17 protein-coding genes are annotated in these 16014 nt (G+C 59.1%); 6 read left to right on the top strand and 11 right to left on the bottom strand.

Annotated elements, in window-relative coordinates; translation table 11 throughout:
- Nucleotides 1-24: 24 nt before the first annotated feature.
- The 4 genes from D109_RS0129385 (at nucleotide 25) to D109_RS0129370 (ending at nucleotide 3091) form a co-directional block, all read left to right on the top strand.
- Nucleotides 25-1227 carry a pyridoxal phosphate-dependent aminotransferase gene (locus tag D109_RS0129385; protein WP_017480065.1) on the top strand — a complete coding sequence of 401 codons (1203 nt, stop codon included), beginning with the start codon at nucleotides 25-27 and terminating at the stop codon, nucleotides 1225-1227.
- Between the two features lie 39 nt (nucleotides 1228-1266).
- The gene (locus tag D109_RS0129380; protein ID WP_017480064.1) at nucleotides 1267-1752 is read left to right on the top strand and encodes an N-acetyltransferase; all 486 of its coding nucleotides are present in this window, start codon (nucleotides 1267-1269) and stop codon (nucleotides 1750-1752) included.
- A 69-nt stretch (nucleotides 1753-1821) separates the two neighbouring features.
- A complete protein-coding gene (locus D109_RS0129375; RefSeq protein WP_017480063.1) occupies nucleotides 1822-2319 on the top strand; it encodes a hypothetical protein in 498 nt (165 codons plus the stop codon).
- A gap of 73 nt (nucleotides 2320-2392) precedes the next feature.
- Nucleotides 2393-3091, top strand: a complete 699-nt coding sequence (locus D109_RS0129370; RefSeq protein ID WP_017480062.1) for a hypothetical protein — start codon at nucleotides 2393-2395, stop codon at nucleotides 3089-3091.
- Between the two features lie 172 nt (nucleotides 3092-3263).
- Here D109_RS0129370 and D109_RS0129365 read toward each other — a convergent pair whose 3' ends face one another.
- From D109_RS0129365 to glyA, 6 genes are all read right to left on the bottom strand, one after another.
- On the bottom strand, nucleotides 3264-3578 hold the full coding sequence (locus D109_RS0129365) for a DNA-binding transcriptional regulator (RefSeq protein ID WP_017480061.1): 315 nt from the start codon (nucleotides 3576-3578) through the stop codon (nucleotides 3264-3266).
- The gene (locus D109_RS1000000135100; protein ID WP_032869145.1) at nucleotides 3575-3919 is read right to left on the bottom strand and encodes a hypothetical protein; all 345 of its coding nucleotides are present in this window, start codon (nucleotides 3917-3919) and stop codon (nucleotides 3575-3577) included. The genes D109_RS0129365 and D109_RS1000000135100 overlap by 4 nt, the downstream gene beginning before the upstream one ends.
- A 141-nt stretch (nucleotides 3920-4060) precedes the next feature.
- On the bottom strand, nucleotides 4061-5503 hold the full coding sequence (locus tag D109_RS0129355; protein ID WP_017480059.1) for a cytochrome c: 1443 nt from the start codon (nucleotides 5501-5503) through the stop codon (nucleotides 4061-4063).
- A 3-nt stretch (nucleotides 5504-5506) separates the two neighbouring features.
- Nucleotides 5507-7096, bottom strand: coding sequence for a GMC family oxidoreductase (locus D109_RS0129350; RefSeq protein WP_017480058.1), 1590 nt, complete (start codon nucleotides 7094-7096; stop codon nucleotides 5507-5509).
- 14 nt (nucleotides 7097-7110) lie between these two features.
- Nucleotides 7111-7647, bottom strand: coding sequence for a sugar dehydrogenase complex small subunit (locus tag D109_RS0129345; protein WP_177325547.1), 537 nt, complete (start codon nucleotides 7645-7647; stop codon nucleotides 7111-7113).
- 256 nt (nucleotides 7648-7903) lie between these two features.
- Entirely contained in the window at nucleotides 7904-9259 is a 1356-nt protein-coding gene (gene glyA, locus D109_RS0129340; protein ID WP_017480056.1) for a serine hydroxymethyltransferase, read from the bottom strand.
- Between the two features lie 277 nt (nucleotides 9260-9536).
- Here glyA and D109_RS0129335 point away from each other — a divergent pair, with 277 nt between their 5' ends.
- Nucleotides 9537-10142 (top strand): helix-turn-helix transcriptional regulator, encoded by a 606-nt coding sequence (locus tag D109_RS0129335; RefSeq protein WP_017480055.1) that lies wholly within the window; start codon nucleotides 9537-9539, stop codon nucleotides 10140-10142.
- The gene (locus D109_RS0129330; RefSeq protein ID WP_017480054.1) at nucleotides 10129-11025 is read left to right on the top strand and encodes a queuosine precursor transporter; all 897 of its coding nucleotides are present in this window, start codon (nucleotides 10129-10131) and stop codon (nucleotides 11023-11025) included. The genes D109_RS0129335 and D109_RS0129330 overlap by 14 nt, the downstream gene beginning before the upstream one ends.
- Nucleotides 11026-11335: 310 nt before the next feature.
- Here the strand turns inward: D109_RS0129330 and queC are convergent, their stop codons facing one another.
- The 5 genes from queC to cyoB all read right to left on the bottom strand — a co-directional run bounded on the left by queC (nucleotide 11336) and on the right by cyoB (nucleotide 16013).
- Complete coding sequence (gene queC, locus D109_RS0129325) at nucleotides 11336-12028, bottom strand: 7-cyano-7-deazaguanine synthase QueC (protein WP_017480053.1); 693 nt, start codon at nucleotides 12026-12028, stop codon at nucleotides 11336-11338.
- A 102-nt stretch (nucleotides 12029-12130) separates the two neighbouring features.
- Nucleotides 12131-13018 (bottom strand): heme o synthase, encoded by an 888-nt coding sequence (cyoE, locus tag D109_RS0129320; protein ID WP_017480052.1) that lies wholly within the window; start codon nucleotides 13016-13018, stop codon nucleotides 12131-12133.
- A gap of 11 nt (nucleotides 13019-13029) precedes the next feature.
- Nucleotides 13030-13365, bottom strand: a complete 336-nt coding sequence (gene cyoD / locus D109_RS0129315) for a cytochrome o ubiquinol oxidase subunit IV (protein ID WP_003216374.1) — start codon at nucleotides 13363-13365, stop codon at nucleotides 13030-13032.
- Nucleotides 13365-13991 carry a cytochrome o ubiquinol oxidase subunit III gene (locus D109_RS0129310; protein WP_008435616.1) on the bottom strand — a complete coding sequence of 209 codons (627 nt, stop codon included), beginning with the start codon at nucleotides 13989-13991 and terminating at the stop codon, nucleotides 13365-13367. The genes cyoD and D109_RS0129310 overlap by 1 nt, the downstream gene beginning before the upstream one ends.
- 3 nt (nucleotides 13992-13994) lie before the next feature.
- A complete protein-coding gene (gene cyoB / locus D109_RS0129305; protein ID WP_010170338.1) occupies nucleotides 13995-16013 on the bottom strand; it encodes a cytochrome o ubiquinol oxidase subunit I in 2019 nt (672 codons plus the stop codon).
- Between the last annotated feature and the right edge of the window lies 1 nt (nucleotide 16014).

The following is a 16014-nucleotide window of genomic DNA, read 5'->3' as shown; positions in this document are numbered from 1 at the left end:
TCGATGTCGGCGAGGAGAGCAAGGATGCGTTATTCACCCTTTGTGGGGCGCATTGGCGGCGAATCCGTCAGTGCCTGGGATATTCACTACGCCGCCGCCGAAGCTCAACTGCGTGGCGAAGACGTGATTGTGCTCAGTGTCGGCGACCCGGACTTCGCCACACACAGCGCGATCTGTGAAACCGCCGTCGACGCCCTGCGCGCCGGCGACACCCACTACACCCATGTGCTCGGCCGCCCGAAACTGCGGGAGGCCATCGCCGCACGGCAGAGCCTGCTGCAAGGGATTGCGGTGCACGCCGACAATATCGCCCTGGTCGCCGGCGCGCAGAATGGTCTGTTCGCGGCCTGCTTGTGCCTGTTCAGCCACGGCGATGAAGTGCTGGTGCCAGAGCCGATGTACCTGACCTACGAAGCCTGCGTCCATGCCTCGGGGGCTCGTATTACAACCGTCGAGCAACCAGCCGCCAATGGCTTTCGCCTGACCCGTAGCGCGCTGCAAGCGGCCATTACCGACAAGACCCGAGGCATCGCCCTCGCTACACCGTGCAACCCCACCGGCAACGTCTACTGCCGCGAAGAGCTGGAAGCCGTCGCCGAAGTGGCACGCACACATGACCTGTGGGTGATTTGCGATGAAGTGTATGGGCAGCTCATCTATGACGATCAACACCTGAGCATCAGCGCGCTACCTGGCATGGCCGAGCGGACGGTGGTGCTCAACAGCCTGTCGAAAAGCCACGCCATGACTGGCTGGCGGGTAGGCTGGGTGGCCGGTCCGCCCACGTTGATCAGCCATCTGGAGAACTTGCTGCTGTGCATGATTTACGGCCTTCCAGGGTTTATCCAGGCGGCGGCGATCAAGGCACTGGAGCTGGATGAGGCCGTGGTCAGCGATGCCCGCGCGGTGTATCGGCGCCGGCGTGACCTGGTGGTGAGCGAGTTGAGCGCGATCCGCGAGTTGGACTGCCGAGTCCCCCAGGCGGGCATGTTCATGCTGGTGGACGTACGCCGCACCGGACTCACGGGCCGGGAGTTCGCCTGGCAACTGTATCGCCAGACCGGCGTATCGGTGCTTGACGCCCAAGCCTTTGGCCCCAGCGCCGAAGGGTTTGTGCGGGTTTCGTTTACTGTCGCCGATGACATCCTCAGGGAGGCTTGCCGACGCATTGCCGGTTTCGTCGAAGGGCTTGGGGCCAACGCCGCGCCTTTACGTGATCGCCGATAACGGGCATAACACGCCCTTTGCCCCGTTCGAAGGACTGCCATGTCTCAAGGATTGACCTATCGCCAGGCGCACCTGGATGACCTGCACACCCTCTGCGTGCTGGGCCAGCCGCTGAACCGCCTGCACCACCAGGAACGGCCCGATATCTACCGTGACGCCACCGATCAGGTGGAGCGCGACCAGTCCCATTGGCGGCCCTGCCTCACCAGCCGGGTTCAGGCGGTGTTTCTTGCCGAGCTGCAGGGCGCGGGCGTGGGGTTTATCACCGCGCAAATCATCGAGACCGCAAGCCCCTTGCTGCAACCGCTGCGCGTCGCGCGGATCGGCTCGATCTGCGTGCTGGAGGCCCAGCGTGGCCAGGGCATTGGCCGTGAACTGATGGCGCTCGCCGAATGCTGGGCCATCCGCCAGGGCGCCGGGGATTTGCGCCTGACCGTCTGGGCCTTCAACGAACCGGCGCAACGGCTGTACGAGGAATTGGGCTACGAAAAACGCGCCTTCGAAATGGGCAAGCGCCTCGGTTAAATCGATGGACAGACCACGCGCAGCCCGGCGAATATCGACGCCCAACTTCATCAGGCACGGACGCTGACCATGCTCGACATTCTTCAGGGCACGCCCCTTTGGGTGTACGCCGTTTATCTATGGATCTGCTGGTACGGGATCAAAGCCACCCGCGGCAGCCGCGAAAACCACCGGTCACTGATGTTCCTGCCGGTGGTGCTGGTGATCTGGTCGCTGCTGTCCATTGAGCATTCAACGCTGTCGATCGGCTGCTGGCTGGGCGGTGCGGCGGTGGGCAGCCTATTGGCGATGGCGATGTTCGCGGCCAAAGGTGCACGCCTCGATGGCAACACGCTGGTGCTGCCCGGCACCTGGAAAATCCTGCTGATCTCCCAACTGTTCTTCGCCGTGAAGTATTACCTCGGATACCAGCACGCCGTGCACCCGTTGCTGTCGAGCACCGCGCCAATGCTGGCCCTGGCAGGCGGGGCTTCGGGTTTTACTGTTGGGCTGTTTTGCGGACGGGCGATCAAGCTGCAGCGGGCGTTGGCGTCATTCAACCGCGATGAGGGCATTGTGCTGCCTTGACCTGATCCCCCTCCCCGCTGAAAATGCGCGACGCTTTTCCCGTCTCCCCGTTTACTGAAGTAGTGAAATTTCAATGTCTGATTCCCGCACCGAAGAATCCGTAGTCGCCTTGCAGTCCAAAGCTGAATACGAAAACGCCATCAATCTTTCACAGCACGTGCCGGCGGCCAAGACCATCAGTGAAATGGTGCTGGACGCGTTCCACACCTCCAAGGAAAGCGACCAGATCCGCGAGCTGCGCGTGGCCATCCGCCAGGCCCACGATGCCTTCGACGACGACAAGGCCTACGACCTGATGGGCGAGCTCAAGCAGCTCAAGGACGCCGAAGCCGCCGACAACGCCGCCCTGGAAGACCTGAACACCAAGTTCTCCATCAGCCGCATCCTGTCCAGCTTCAAGGACGACCCGGAGTTCCAGGAACTGGTCTACGGCCTGGCCCTCAAGGTGCTGAACCAGACCCACCAGGCCATCAGCAACCCGAGCACCGGCAAAGGCAAGGCTTCCCGCCCGAAGAAGGAAATGGAAGTGTTCGCCATCAGCAAGGACGGCATCAGCGTCACCCTGCCGATGCGTTCGCCGCGCTCCAAGCCGAACGTGGACCGTGAGGCGTTTGAATTCCTCGGCTTTACCTTTGTCGGTGAAGGTGATGAGGCGGAACTTGAGGTTGAAACCTTTGTGGATAACTCGGGCGCCGAGCAGCCACTGACGCGTAAAAGCATCATTACTGCATTGCAGCAGCAAACCGCATTTGATGGCTACAGCATCGCGTAGGAGCTGTCGAGCGCCAGCGAGGCTGCGATGGCAGCAACATAGCAATCGCGCCAGACACAGGCATCGCGTCGCGCCTGACGCAGCCTCGCTTAAGCTCGACAGCTGCTACATAAGATTTGAGGCATGAAAAAGCCCCGCCTTCATTAGAAGGCGGGGCTTTTTCTGGTAACCATCACACAGCAGAAAGACGATCAACCATATCCGGGAATTTTTCCACCAGTCTGATCAGGAGTGCTGCCTGGGCATTGGGCTTTGACTTGTCTTGTTCCCAGTTCTTCAACGTACCGGGGCTAGTCCGTATGCTTCTGGCGAATACAGACTGTGACATATGCAGCTTATCCCGCAATGCCACAATTTCCTGGGCGGAGACCTCAGGGGCGGGCTTATCTTCGATAGTGCTTTGCCGAAGGGTAATCTTGCCTTCGCGCTGTGCGGCCATTTCGCTAACGCCCTGCATCAACTCTGCAAACAGATCGCGCTTTTTCATGGGGTACCTCGTGCTTTCAACTCGGCCTCTATGGCCTTCTTAAGTGCCTTCTCCTGGTCGGCAGTCAAATTTTCAAGTTCGTCCTTGTTGTATATTGCAAACATCCAAAAATGGCCATCATGGGTAAGCCAATAGGAGATGACACGTAGGCCACCTCGCTTACCTTTTCCTCGCTTTCCATCAGACCATCTCATTTTTCGAAACCCACCTGTACGGGGCATTACATCGCCCGCAGATGGGTTCAACGGCATCTCGTTTTGGAGAGCTCGATACTCATCGTCCGTTAGGTAATTGCCTACGGTGGCAGTAAAGGACGAGGTTTCGAAGAAAATAGATCTCACGCGGCAAAGTGTAGGCAACTTGCCTATACTTTTAGAAACCGGAAATTATCTTTCTGATGAACTGCACCGGCGGCCTCGCGGAGGCCTATCGAAGTAAAAGCCCCGTACTTCATACCGAAGGCGGGGCTTTTTCGTTTCTGGCTAGTTGGAATGAAAACGCCGGTTCAACGCGATCCGCTTGGCCTCCACTTCCCGCAAGTGTTTGTGGTGACGCCGCCACAGCACCAGCACGATGATCAGCACCAGCAACACCAGGCCACCGCCCCACAGCAGATACGGCATCGCCGTGATCAACAATGGCGCGTCCCCACCGCGACGCAGGCTCGTCACTTCTTCGAAACTGACGCTCAGCGCCGGGTTGCCGAAGGTTTGCAGGCTGTAGTTGGCGATGGCGGCGATTTGCGCGTCGTTCAGGTCGCCACCCAAAGCCGGCATGTTCACTGCGCCGTCGGCACCTTTACGGTCGATGCCCGCAATGATCGCCATCACCAGGTTGTTGGCCTGGTTGCCGTTGAGCGCGGTGTTGAGGCTCAGGGACGGGTAGAACTTGTCCGCCGAGCCCTGTCCATCGCGGCCGTGGCAGCTGGAGCAGGCCGAGTTGTAGAGGCGTGCGCCATCCAGGCCAGTGGCATCGGCCAGTGAGGATTGATCGCCCTGGCCGGTTTCCAGGGCGCTCATGTCCACCGGCTTGACGTCGCGCACAATCCGCTCGGTCTGCCCGGGATCGCGGATCGGCGGCACGCTGTGCAGGTAGGCGGCCATGGCGTGCAGGTCGCTGTCGCTGAGGAAGCGGAAGCTGTTTTCCACGGCTTCGGCCATACCGCCCGCCGCTTGGGCCTTGTCGGCGAGGTGACCGTTTTTCAGGAAGTTGACCAGGTCGTCCTCGCTCCAGTCCCCCAGGCCACTGACCTTGTCGGAGGTGATGTTGGGTGCGACCCAGCCACCCAGTTTGGCGCCGGCCAGGTACTGGCCGTTGTCCTCGGACATCAAGGCATTACGTGGGGTGTGGCAGGCGCCGCAGTGGGCGAGGTTGTCCACCAGGTATTGGCCACGGCTGACCTGTTCGGTGGCGCCGGGCTTGGGCACAAAACCCTGGCTGTCGAGGAACACCAGGTTCCAGCCGAACATCAGTTGGCGGATGTTGAACGGGAACGCCAGGTGCGTTTGCGGTACCGGCTGGTCCACGGCTTTGACGCCCTGTTGCAGGTACACGTACAAGGCGTGGATGTCGTCATCACTCATGCCTTGGTACGAGGTGTAAGGCATCGCCGGGTACAGGTGCTGGCCCTTGGCGTTGATGCCTTTGCGCAAGGCGTCCGCCAGTTGTTGCTCGGTGTAGTCGCCGATGCCGTAGGCCTTGGACGGGGTGATGTTGCTGGAGATGATCTTGCCCATGGGCGAGTCGATCACATACCCGCCGGCCAGCGGCGCGCCACCGTTTTCGGCGGTGCGGTGACAGGCTTCGCAATCGCCGGCACGGGCGACATAGGCACCCTTCTCGATCAGCGCATCGGTGTCTTCAGCGGCAAACACCGGCAACGCGGTGAGCAGCAAGGCCAGCAGCGGAAACTTAAGCAATCCCATGACCTAGACCTCCCGCGCAATGATGTCGGCCATACGGATACTCAGCGCCACGCCGGCCAGGGTCGGGTTGATGGTGCCGGAGGCCGGGATCACCCCGGTGGTGGCGAGAAACAGGTTGGCGTGGTCGTGGGTGCGGCACTCGTGGTTGACCACCGAGTCCTTGGGGTTGGCGCCCATGATCACGGTGCCCATCAGGTGGTCGCGGTTCTGGTAGCCGGTGTTGTCTTCCACCACCGTGCCGCCCATCAGCTGCACGAAGTGCGCATAGTCCTCGGTAACGCCGGCCTTGGCCGCCTTCACGTAGTCGCCCACCTCGTAGTTGACCACCAGCATCGGAATGCCCAGGGCGTCCTTGCGGGTGCGGCTCGGGCGCACGGTGTTGGTCGAAAGCGGCAGGGTTTCATACACGGTAGAGACGTCGACCCAACGCGCCGCGTCGTGGCGGATGCGTTCGTCCAGCTCCTTGCCGTACACGCCCTGGGCGATCAGCCGCTTGGCCACGGCGATGTTCGGCACGTTGTTGGAGATCGAGTGTTTGACCGACGCCCGTTCCTTGCGGAATTCGCCGTCGCGGCGATTGAATATCCCGCCCTGCTGCACTGCCCCGCGTCCCGGCCACAACGGCTCGTCGGCGATAAATTGCAGGCCTTGGCCAGTGTGGTCCATCAGGTTGCGACCGACCTGGTCGGAGGAGTTGGCCGCCTCGGAAATCAACAGCAGCTTGGGGGTTTCCAGGCCGTGGGCAGCAACGATGAAGTACTTGGCGGTGAGCCGCACATCGGCGCCGGTGGAGCTGCGGTAATGGATGGCGACGATCTTGTTGTCCGCGCCTTTTTCCAGCTTGTAGGCGGTGGCGTCGGTGATCAGCTTGGCGCCGGCCTGTTCCGCGTGACGGGCGTGCACATCGCCGCTGTACATCGCACCGATGGGGCAGACCGGCATGCAGTTGTTGTTGCCGCTGCACGCCGGCCGCCCGTCGTAGGGTTCGGTGGCGCGACCATTGGGCTCATGGATAAAGTGATAACCGGCCGGGGCCATGCGTTCACGCAGGCGCTGGAACAGGTAGGTATCGCCTTCAGGCGCCATCGGATAGGGGCTTGAGCGCGGTGGGAAAGCGCCGCCGCCCTGCCCGCTCTGGTCCTGGGTGTCACTGCCGCACACGCCCAGGGCAATTTCCGCACGTACGTAATAGGGTTCCAGCTCGCTGTATTCCAGGGGCCAGTCGCGACCTACTCCGTAGAGCGTCTTGAGCTTCATATCGTTGGGCAAATAACGCCAGCACGCCGCCGCCCAGTGCCAGGTGGTACCGCCCACCAGTTTCAACATACCGGGGCGGAACTCTAAAGAACCGGTGTTCTCGATGTATTGCTCATCATAAGAATGATGGGCCCACGGCTCATTGGGATAGGGTGAGTTGTAATTGCCCTTGTTCGACGAATTACGGAAGTTCTCGACTATCTTCCAGCGGGGAATATGTTCACCCGCTTCCAGAATAATCACTGACTTGCCGAGTTTGGCCAATTCAAAGGCTGCGTTACTGCCTAATGCGCCGGAGCCAACCACGATGACATCGGCGTCAAAATCCTGATTCATAAAAGTGCCTTGTCTTAGTCGTTGGCCAGCGTGGCCGGAGGATTAACCCAATAATTGGTTTTTCCCCGGGAGTACGTCGGGATCACCGTGGCGTCCGCGGTCGGCTGGTAGGCCAGCGCGCCGGTGAAGGTCACCAGCCGCGTGCCGTCGGTGGCGCGCAGGGACACCGGCGTGCCGGTGTAGCCCAGGTACCAGGCGGAGACGATTTTCTGCGTCGTATCCTTGACCACCGGGTCGCGATAGAACGGGCTGCCGGACAACTGGCCGACGCTACGCAAGTGATGTTGGCCAACCTTGCTCCACAAGGCTTTCATCTTCTGCGGGAACTCGGGGTCGTTCTGGGTGCACTGGGCCAGGATGCGCAAGGACAAGGTGGCATCCACGCTCGGGCGTTCGAGGAGGAACATCGACAATTGGCGGAAGGATTCGATGTCGTCGCTGGCGGCACTGCTGACTTCCTGCGCCAACGCAACACCGGCCCACAGCGGGGCAAACAGGCCGGCACCGGTCAAGGCTGCGCCTGAATACAGGAGTTTTCTTCGGGTTATCACGGGATATCTCCTCATGAGTCGAACCACTATCGGCGCACGGGCCAAGTTCGACTTCACTGCAAAAGGCTGAGTACTTCGTTCACGGAGGTTGAACGGACTTTAAGAGCCCTTTTTATAACTGCCAGGAGAACGCCAAGCTGTCATGCAGCTTGTTAATTATGGAGATGAGCAATAACGCGACCATCTATAACAGCCGGTTAAACACCGTACAGCAATTCATCCCGCACTAACATGAAACATCCATTTGGATGTTTGCTCAGTCGTGCAGGTAATCCGCAAGTGGATACCTCGCGCACAAGGTTTGGGCCTGCAAACGCAGGGATTCCCGGGCATCGGGATCCAGGGTGAACTTATGCTCGTTGAGGGGCGTGACCGCGTCGAGGATTCGGCACACCAGATCAACCACCTGGCGGCATCCGTGGGCGTCCAGGTGGCGTTGCGCCAGGGAGCCGGTGCCGATACACAACCCGCCAGCGACGAATGACGGTCGAGTCTCTCCCGGTGCACGGTGCTTATCCACGATGATGCCGCACTGCTCCAGCGCCGCCTGGGCGATGGAGCCGGTGATGCCGCCACGCAAGCGGATCAGCACCGAGTGGTTTTCACTGCGTCCGCCCACCACCTCGTAGTCGCAGGCCTGAAACGCGTTGGCCAGTTCGTCGGCCGTCATGCGAACCCGCGCCATCCAGGCGTCGAAATCTGCTGACATGGCGTAGCCGAACGCCGCCGCTTTTGCCGCGATCATGTTGAAGGCCGGCGCGCCCTGCATCCGTGGGAACACGGCTTGATCGAGGAGTCGACTGAAGGTGGTCTTAAGGCCAGGCACCTTGGTTTCAGCATCGCGACCGGAAAGGATCAGGCCGCCACGCGGGCCACCCAGTTGCTTGTGAGTGCACAGCGTGGTGACGTGGGCCGCATCGATCGGGCTCGGATGACGCCCAGTGGCGATCAGGCCGGCGATGCTCGAAATGTCCGCCAGCAGGATCGACCCGGCTTCGTCGGCAATCCCGCGGAACCGTTCGAAATCGATGACGTGCGAGTAGGCCGTCGCGCCGCAGATAATCACACGCGGGCGATGGGCCAGCGCCAGTGTGCGCACCTGTTCGTAGTCGATCAGGCCCTTGGAGGTGGTGCCGTACCTGAGCGCCTTGTAGTACGCCCCGGTAAACGCCACAGGGCTGCCATGGCTGAAGTGCCCGCCGTGATCGGTGGCCATGCCGAGCACGGTATCTCCCGGCTCCAGCAAGGCCGCCAGCACCTGGTAGTTGGCGGTCGACCCCGAGTGTGATTGCACGCCGGCGTAGTGCGCACCGAACAGCTCGCGCGCTCGGCGGATAGCCAGGGCTTCAACCCGGTCGGCGTTCTCGCACCCGGCATGATGACGCCAGCCAAGGGCGCCCTCGGCGGTCACATTGACCAGCAGCGAGGCGGACGCCGCCAGGATGTGCGGTTTCACGGCACAGGACGAAGCGGCCAGTGAGAGGGTCTGGTGTTGGCGCGTGACTTCCGCATCCAGTAGCCCCGCCAGCTCTGCGTCTTCTGCACGTAGATCCGCCAGCCCTCGTTGCAGCAGGCCGGCTTGGTGGGTAAGTGGTTGCGTGTTGACTGTCATAGTCGTGTGTTCCTTCCCTGAAAATCCCGTTCGCCTTTCCGTTGGGCGCAGGGCAATTAAGCAGAAAAATGAACATTTTCCAAATTAAATGATTCTTTTTGGCCGAGCACAGGGGACAGCACCCGCTCTGCCAAGCCTGAATGCTGCCCAGTCGCCAAAAAACTGATCACGGTCTTTATTCTTGCGGCGGGCGCATGCAACACTTCGCGCCGCGGCGAAGCACGCACCCCAGCGAAACATGGACGCTCTGTGTAAAACATAAGGAAGTGGTGGGCATTTGATTCATAGAAAAGAACGCACCGAGTATTTGAAGAGCAATATCAAATACCTGATCAAAAGCCGCGGAGAGACGCAGCTGTCGTTGTGCAGCGCGGCAGGCCTGACCAGAACCACGATCTACAACATTCTGGAAGGCAAGGTCGTCAACGTACAGCAGTCCACCATCCGCAAGATCTCGGATTTCTTTGGCGTGTCCTATGAAGAAATCGAGACCCTCAACTTTGAAGAAAAAGAGATCATCGACAGCAGTATTTCCCCCCAGGGCAATATGAACCCTGCCGCCCTGCCGATCATCAAGGAAAGTCTGGTGATCGCGTGCATGGACAAGCGCATTGGCGAACTCGCCACGCTGTACCCGCTGACCTACTACTTCGGCACTTCCTACAACTTGATTGCGGTGTTGCTGGAGCATGCCATTGCCGGCGTCAACGAGCCGGGGGATTTGTTGATCGTGCAGAAAGGCACGTCGAGCGACGACAAGGAAAAGTTGGTGTACGACAGGCTCGGCAAAAAACTATTTATCACGGATGAAGCGTGTGTCAGCTCGGATCGTATCTGTGTGGTGGGAGATATCATCGAGGAGCGCTTCAATGACAACGTATGAGCACGAAGTCGAGAACAGCAAATATAAATTGCTGGGTTTTGAAAATGATAAAAGCCTGGCGGTGATCATGGTGATCGCCACGGGCAAGATCATTCGGATCAAGCTGAGCGAAGTGCTGAACAGCGAAATCATGGACAATTTAAACAAAATGGAAGTCAAGAACATGTACAAGAAGTTCTATTCACAGGGCGGCGCGCTCACCGCCTACGACATCAACGACCGTAACGAGAACTCATGGATGATTTATATCATCCTGAACCTGCTGCTCTTTACGTTCTATATCTTCACCAGCATTGCCGCGACCAAACCTATCTACCTGGAGTCACTGGGCATCATCGTCACACCGGGCACGTTTCTCTACCCGCTGACGTTTTTGATCGTGGACTTGCTCAACGAGCAGTTCGGCCTGCGGCTGGCGAGACGGGCCATCCTGTTTGCGTTTGCCAGTAACGCGATGATCATCATCCTGCTCTACGGCTCGACCTTCCTCCCCGGCTTGCCCGGCTGGAAGCTCGACGGGCCGTATAACGACGTGATCATCCAGGTGTCGTCGGTGTTGATCGCGTCCTCGGTCTCGTTCCTGGTGTCGGAGAACATCAACTCGTACCTGCTGTGCAAGATCAAGGAGCTGACCAATTCCAGGTACCTGTTCCTGCGGATTTTCCTGAGTACGTTCTTCGCGGTGATTATCGACAGCTTCCTGTTCTGCTTCATCGCGTTCTACGGCGCGATGCAGACCAGCGACATCCTGAACATGATCTACGTGCAGATCGCGATCAAAGTCTGCTTTGCCTTCTTCAATATCCTGCCCGCCTATGGCGCCCGCTCGCTGTTCAAGCGCTACATCACGGGCGATAACCAGGCCCAACCGCACGCCAACTGATGATCGTTCCCACGCTCTGCGTGGGAATGCCGCGTTGGACGCTCCGCGCCCGCCTTTGTGACGCGGAGCGTCACGGGATGCATTCCCACGCGGAGCGTGGGAACGATCGACAGGTCTGCTTTGCCTTCCTATGGCGCCCGCTCGCTGTTCAAGCGCTACATCACGGGCGATAACCAGACCCAACCGCACGCCAGCTGATGATCGTTCCCACGCTCTGCGTGGGAATGCCGCGTTGGACGCTCCGCGTCCGCCTTTGTGACGCGGAGCGTCACGGGATGCATTCCCACGCGGAGCGTGGGAACGATCTACATCACGCCAGTTTGCTTTTCAGGCTCTGCATGACGGCGGCCTTGTTTTCCAGGTAGTCGTTCAGGCCCCGCGCGCGAAGGTTGCACGCATCACAGTTGCCGCAGCCCGTGCCGATAATGCCGTTGTAGCAGGTCAGGGTCTGGTTGCGGATCAAGTCCAGCTGGTGGTGATAGTCCGCCAGGGCCCAGGTCTCGGCCTTGTTCAGCCACATCAGCGGCGTTTCAAGGCGCACGTCGTATTCCATGCCCAACTGAAGCGCTTTATTCAGCGCCTTGACGAACTCGTCCCGGCAATCGGGATAGCCGGAGAAGTCGGTTTCACACACGCCGGTGATCACCGTTTCCGCCTTGACCTGATAGGCGTAGATCGCCGCCAGGGTCAAAAACAGAATGTTCCTGCCCGGCACAAAGGTGCTCGGCAAACTCTCGCCTGAGCTGTTCACCGTGGGTACCGGAATGTTGTCACGGGTCAGGCTGCTGATGGCCAGCTCGTTCAACAGGGACACGTCCATCACCTTGTGAACGGTGGCACCCAGCTGTTTTGCGAGCTTCTGTGCGACTTCGATTTCCGCCACATGACGCTGGCCATAATCAAAGGTTATGCAGTGCACTTCGTCATACAGCGGCAGTGCCTGGATCAGGCAGGTTGTCGAGTCCTGCCCACCACTGAATACGATAACGGCTTTTTTACTCATCACGCTGCTTCCTGCATTTGTAAGATTTGGCATAGTTTAAAGGCCCCTCAATAAAAAACCCCGCGCTTCTTTCGAAGGCGGGGTTTTTTACTGCTTGATCACTCAGTGAGCGTACGTCAGCAGTAACTCTTTCGGCACCTGGAAATCCAGGGACATCATCACGCTCAAGGCGGTGATGGTGAAGATCGAGAAGACGAACAGCTTGCGTGCCCAGACGGTGTCATCCACCGCCTTGTAGCCGGTCCAGGCCATGTACAACCAGTACATGCCCATGGCGGCGGCAACGGCGAGGTAGCTCATGCCGGCGTAGCCACTGAAGGTCAACATCAAGGTCGCCACGAGGAAGGCCAGGATGTAGAGCAGGATGTGTTTCTTGGCGACCTTGATGCCACGCTTGACCGGCAGAACCGGAATCGAGGCAGCCAGGTAGTCGTTGAAGCGGAAGATCGCGATGGCATAGGAGTGCGGCATCTGCCACAGGCTGAACATCACCAGCAGCACCAGCGCGGCCATGTCGAAGCTATTGGTCACAGCCACATAACCAATCACCGGCGGCATCGCCCCCGACAGACTGCCCACCAGCGTGCCGTGAACCGACTTGCGCTTGAGGTACAGGCTGTAGAAGCCGACGTAGATGACAAAGCCGATCACGGCAAACAGCGCCGCCAGCGGGTTGGCCACCTTGTACAACAACACCACGCCGGCGATACCCAAAACGGTCGCGAAGATCAGTGCCAGCTTCAGGGAGATAAGGCCCTGGACCAGCACACGATTCTTGGTGCGTTCCATCTTGATGTCGATATCGCGGTCGATGCAGTTGTTGAATACACAACCGGAAGCTACCACCAGGGACGTGCCGATCATCGCTGCCAGGAAAATGGCCAGATCGACATGCCCCTTGGAGGCCAGGAAGAAACCGCCTGCCACAGAAAGCACGTTACCGAAAATGATCCCCGGTTTGGTGATTTGGATAAAGTGCTTAAGCGACATCGGGTCTTACCTCACTTCGCCATCATGAACGTATGGATGCTGAACATGATCCATACCGACAGGCCAACCAGCAGGAGGATCACCAAGCCTGCGAACACGAACGCAATCACGTTATCGCGCTGAGCCTTCGAGCGGTCCAGGTGCAGGAAGTACACCAGGTGAACCAGAACCTGAATCACCGCGAACGCCAGGACGATCATCAAGGTGATCGACTTCGGCAAGGTCGGGTACATCACCAGGCCGAACGGGATGAGCGTCAGGATGACCGACAGGATGAAGCCAATGGCGTACGACTTGACGCTGCCGTGGCTGTCATCGTGGCTGTCATGGGAATGTGCATTAGCCATTACAGAGTCCCCATCAGGTAGACAACGGTGAAGACGCAGATCCAGACCACGTCCAGGAAGTGCCAGAACAGGCTCAGGCAGCTCAGGCGCGTCTTGTTGGTGTTGGTCAGGCCATGCTTGTTGACCTGATACATCATGGTCGCCATCCAGATCAGACCGGCAGTCACGTGCAGACCGTGGGTCCCTACCAGCGTGAAGAACGCCGACAGGAAGCCGCTACGGTGCGGGCCGTAACCTTCGGAGATCAGCAGGTGGAACTCGTTGACCTCCATGCCGATGAAGCCCAGGCCGAACAGGAAGGTCAGTGCCAACCAGCTCAGGACGCCTTTCTTGCTGCCCTTGTAGAAGGCCAGCATGGCGAAGCCGTAGGTGATCGAGCTGAACAACAGCAAGGCGGTTTCGCCGAGCACGTAAGGCAGTTCGAAGATGTCGTGGCCCGACGGGCCACCCGCTACGTTGTTTACCAGTACCGCGTACACCGCGAAGATCGACGCAAACAAGATGCAGTCGGTCATCAGGTAGAGCCAGAAACCGAATACGGTCATTGGCCCCGAGTCGTGGTGATGGTCATCGTGCCCATGGTCATCGACATGGGCGTGTCCAGCATTGGTCACTAAGTTCGACATGGTTTAAGCCTGTTCCAACGAGGTTTCAACACGGTTGGCCGGGATCTTCTTCTCGGCAACCAGGCGAGCGTGTTGCTCGGCTTCGATGCGTTCGATCACGTCGACCGGCACCATGTAGCCTTGGTCATCACGGGCAGCGTGAACGATGAAGTAGCCGATGGTGCCCACCAGGCTCACGATGGCCAGCCACCAGATGTGCCAGATCATCGCGAAACCGAAGACGGTCAACAGCGCACCCATCACAACGCCGGTAGCGGTGTTGTTAGGCATGTGGATCGGTTCGTAACGTGCTGGCTTCTGGTACGCAGTACCGTCTTCCTTGGCTTCGGTGAACGGATCGATGCTGTCAGCCTTCGGCAGTACCGCAAAGTTGTAGAACGGAGGTGGCGACGAAGTCGACCATTCCAGGGTGTGTGCATTCCATGGGTCGCCGGATTCGCACAGGTTCTGCTTGCGATCACGCACGCTGACATACAACTGGATCAGCTGGCAGGCGATACCGACAGCAATCATCAGTGCACCGACCATGGCAACGTACAGGTACGGTACCCACTCAGGGTTGGTGGTGGCGTTCAGACGACGGGTCATGCCCATGAAGCCCAGTGCATAGAGCGGCATGAACGCGACGAAGAAGCCCGAGATCCAGAACCAGAATGCAGCCTTGCCCCAGCCTTCGTGCAGCTTGAAGCCGAACGCTTTCGGGAAGTAGAAGCTGAAGCCTGCGATGTAGCCGAATACTGCGCCGCCGATGATCACGTTATGGAAGTGAGCAATCACGAACAGGCTGTTGTGCAGTACGAAGTCAGCACCCGGGATGGCCAGCAGTACGCCGGTCATGCCGCCGATTGCGAAGGTCACCATGAAGCCCAGGGTCCACAGAACCTGGCTGGTGATACGCAGACGACCGTGATAGATGGTGAATAGCCAGTTAAATAGCTTCACCCCCGTCGGGATGGAAATCAGCATCGTCGCCAGTCCGAAGAACGCGTTGACGCTGGCCCCCGAACCCATGGTGAAGAAGTGGTGCAGCCACACCATGAAGCCCAGTACCGAGATCGCGCCCGAGGCGTAGATCATCGAGTGGTGACCGAACAGGCGCTTGCCCGAGAAGGTCGAGATCACTTCAGAGAAAATACCGAACGCTGGCAGGATCAGGATGTACACCTCAGGGTGACCCCATGCCCAGAACAGGTTCACGTACATCATTGGATTGCCACCAAGTTCATTGGTGAAAATGTGGAAATCCAGGTAACGGTCAAGCGACAGCAACGCCATGGTTGCAGCCAGGATCGGGAACGATGCAACGATCAGAACGTTGGCCCAGGTGCAGGTCCAGGTGAAGATCGGCATGTCCATCAGCTTCATGCCCGGGGCGCGCATTTTCAAGACGGTGGCCAGGAAGTTGACCCCCGTCAGTGTCGTCCCGAGTCCTGATAACTGTAGCGCCCAGATGTAGTAATCCACACCCACGCCCGGACTGTAGGCCAGGCCCGACAATGGCGGATACGCAACCCAACCGGTCTTGGCGAATTCGCCGACGCCCAGGGACAGGTTGATCAGCACTACGCCGGACACCAGCAGCCAGAAGCTCAGGGAGTTCAGGAACGGGAACGCAACGTCACGCGCACCGATCTGCAGCGGCAAGGCAAGGTTCATCAGGCCGGTGAAGAAAGGCATCGCCATGAAGATGATCATGATCACACCGTGGGCGGTGAAGATCTGGTCATAGTGTTCAGGAGGCAGGTAGCCAGGCGAACCCTCGGTGGCCATGGCCAACTGGGTACGCATCATGATGGCGTCGGCAAAACCACGCAGCAGCATGACCATGGCAACGATGACGTACATGACGCCGATTTTCTTGTGGTCGACCGAAGTCAGCCACTCGGTCCACAGGTAGGTCCACTTCTTGAAGTAAGTGATACCTGCAAACAGTGCCAGACCACCCAGCGCGATCATGGCGATGGTCACCATCACGATCGGCTCGTGGAACGGGACCGCATCCCAACTTAATTTACCAAACATC

Source organism: Pseudomonas sp. PAMC 26793, assembly GCF_000313235.1.
Taxonomy (GTDB): domain Bacteria; phylum Pseudomonadota; class Gammaproteobacteria; order Pseudomonadales; family Pseudomonadaceae; genus Aquipseudomonas; species Aquipseudomonas yamanorum.
This window is presented reverse-complemented; position numbering and strand designations above follow the sequence as displayed.

Excerpts from the sequence above, each read along its gene's own strand:
- D109_RS0129385 (WP_017480065.1), top strand. The coding sequence starts at position 25 with ATGCGTTATTCACCCTTTGTGGGGCGCATTGGCGGCGAATCCGTCAGT.
- D109_RS0129380 (WP_017480064.1), top strand. The coding sequence starts at position 1,267 with ATGTCTCAAGGATTGACCTATCGCCAGGCGCACCTGGATGACCTGCAC.
- D109_RS0129375 (WP_017480063.1), top strand. The coding sequence starts at position 1,822 with ATGCTCGACATTCTTCAGGGCACGCCCCTTTGGGTGTACGCCGTTTAT.
- D109_RS0129370 (WP_017480062.1), top strand. The coding sequence starts at position 2,393 with ATGTCTGATTCCCGCACCGAAGAATCCGTAGTCGCCTTGCAGTCCAAA.
- D109_RS0129365 (WP_017480061.1), bottom strand. The coding sequence starts at position 3,578 with ATGAAAAAGCGCGATCTGTTTGCAGAGTTGATGCAGGGCGTTAGCGAA.
- D109_RS0129355 (WP_017480059.1), bottom strand. The coding sequence starts at position 5,503 with ATGGGATTGCTTAAGTTTCCGCTGCTGGCCTTGCTGCTCACCGCGTTG.
- D109_RS0129350 (WP_017480058.1), bottom strand. The coding sequence starts at position 7,096 with ATGAATCAGGATTTTGACGCCGATGTCATCGTGGTTGGCTCCGGCGCA.
- glyA (WP_017480056.1), bottom strand. The coding sequence starts at position 9,259 with ATGACAGTCAACACGCAACCACTTACCCACCAAGCCGGCCTGCTGCAA.
- D109_RS0129330 (WP_017480054.1), top strand. The coding sequence starts at position 10,129 with ATGACAACGTATGAGCACGAAGTCGAGAACAGCAAATATAAATTGCTG.
- queC (WP_017480053.1), bottom strand. The coding sequence starts at position 12,028 with ATGAGTAAAAAAGCCGTTATCGTATTCAGTGGTGGGCAGGACTCGACA.
- cyoE (WP_017480052.1), bottom strand. The coding sequence starts at position 13,018 with ATGTCGCTTAAGCACTTTATCCAAATCACCAAACCGGGGATCATTTTC.
- cyoD (WP_003216374.1), bottom strand. The coding sequence starts at position 13,365 with ATGGCTAATGCACATTCCCATGACAGCCACGATGACAGCCACGGCAGC.
- D109_RS0129310 (WP_008435616.1), bottom strand. The coding sequence starts at position 13,991 with ATGTCGAACTTAGTGACCAATGCTGGACACGCCCATGTCGATGACCAT.
- cyoB (WP_010170338.1), bottom strand. The coding sequence starts at position 16,013 with ATGTTTGGTAAATTAAGTTGGGATGCGGTCCCGTTCCACGAGCCGATC.